This window comes from Peribacillus sp. P4_D6 (genome assembly GCF_056401795.1).
Genome location: NZ_JBFUIQ010000300.1, coordinates 1 through 1,850, shown reverse-complemented (window position 1 = coordinate 1,850; position 1,850 = coordinate 1). Strand labels below are relative to the sequence as shown.

2 protein-coding genes are annotated in these 1,850 nt (G+C 45.3%); both read left to right on the top strand.

What is annotated here, in order from left to right; translation table 11 throughout:
* The coding region (locus AC1DVB_RS26955) for an AMP-binding protein (protein ID WP_477591896.1) at window positions 1-1,303 on the top strand (1,303 nt) is incomplete at its 5' end.
* Between the two features lie 12 nt (window positions 1,304-1,315).
* Window positions 1,316-1,850: biotin carboxylase N-terminal domain-containing protein (locus AC1DVB_RS26950; RefSeq protein ID WP_477591894.1), on the top strand; the 535-nt coding region annotated here is incomplete at its 3' end.

Here is a 1,850-nt window from a genome sequence, read left to right as displayed (position 1 = left end):
ATATAAGGATCATTCATATATAGATACGCTGTACGAAATCGTACCTGAATTAAAAAATGCAGAACCAGGAAAATTACAATCTGAGAAACTGCCAAAATTAAAAAATATCATCGTTTTAGGTGAAAAACGTTATCCCGGAACGTTTTCATGGGATGAAGTCATTAGCGGAGGCGAATCCGTTTCGGAGGAATCGCTCGACATGAGGATGGAGGAATTGGCTCCAGGTGATGTGATTAACATGCAATATACATCAGGGACGACAGGATTTCCAAAAGGAGTGATGCTGACGCATTCCAACTTGGTCAATAACGGATTGAATGTCGCAGAGTGCATGAAGCTGACCGAAGTCGACCGGCTATGCATCCCGGTTCCGTTTTTTCATTGTTTCGGCTGTTCCCTTGGTACGATGGCATCTGTTTCAGTTGGAGCAACAATGGTGCCGATTGTGGAATTTAATCCACGCGTTGTCCTTCAGACAGTTGAAGCCGAAAAATGTACGGGGCTTCATGGTGTACCGACGATGTTCATTGCTGAACTTAATCTCGATGACTTTGACCAGTATGATTTAAGCTCGTTACGGACTGGTATCATGGCAGGCTCCACATGTCCGATTGAAGTCATGAAAAGCGTGGTGAATAAGATGGGCATCACGGAAATCACGATTACTTATGGTCAAACGGAATCTTCTCCAGGAATTACGATGACAAGAACGGACGATCCGATAGAACTTCGTGTTTCTTCAGTGGGAAGGGCTTTGCCGAAAGTGGAAGTGAAAATTGTCGATCCGGCTACAGGGGAGGAAGTCCCGCGGGGCATGCAGGGAGAACTCTGTTCGAGGGGATACCATGTAATGAAGGGTTATTATAATAACCCGGAAGCCACTGAGCAGGCGATTGACACGGAAGGCTGGCTTCATACGGGAGATTTGGCAGTGATGGATGTGAGGGGTTATTGCAAGATTACCGGCCGGCTGAAAGATATGATCATTCGCGGAGGGGAAAATATTTATCCCCGTGAGATTGAAGAGTTCCTCTATCAACACCCTGCAATTGTCGATGTCCAGATACTCGGCGTTCCAGATCAGAAATATGGGGAAGAGGTAGCCGCATGGATCATTTTGAAAGCAGGAGAAACCCTTACGGAGAAAGAATTGATAGAGTATTGCAAAGGGAAAATATCTTTTCATAAAATTCCGCGTTACATTCAATTTACCGATGCTTATCCAATGACTGCATCCGGAAAAATCCAAAAGTATAAGCTTCGGCAGCAAACTCTTGACCTACTAACGGAACGCACTAAATAAGGAGGATATCGAATGATTCGAAAAATTCTTATCGCAAACAGGGGAGAAATAGCATCACGCATTATTCGTACATGCAAGAAGCTGGGAATACTTACTGTCGCTGTCCATTCGGAAGCAGATTCGGATTCGCCTTTTGTGGGATTGGCGGATGAGGCATATTTATTGGGTGGCCCGAGAGTACAGGAAAGCTATCTAAACGTCAATAAGATTTTGGAAATAGCTAAGGAAACCGGAGCGGAGGCCATTCATCCTGGATATGGTTTTCTTAGTGAAAATGCAGATTTCGCACGTTCATGCGAAGAAGCCGGCTTGATATTCATTGGTCCCAAACCAGAGATCATTCAGCAAATGGGCAATAAAGTCGAGGCGAGGAAAAAGATGGAGCAAGCCGGACTTCCATTGGTGCCTGGATTTTCACGACCGTTAATTGATAGTGCAGAAGCGGCAGCTGTTGCCGAAAAGATTGGCTATCCAGTCATGTTAAAAGCAGCAGCAGGCGGCGGGGGAATCGGCATGCAGGCCGTTGCTAATGAAGATGAACTAACCA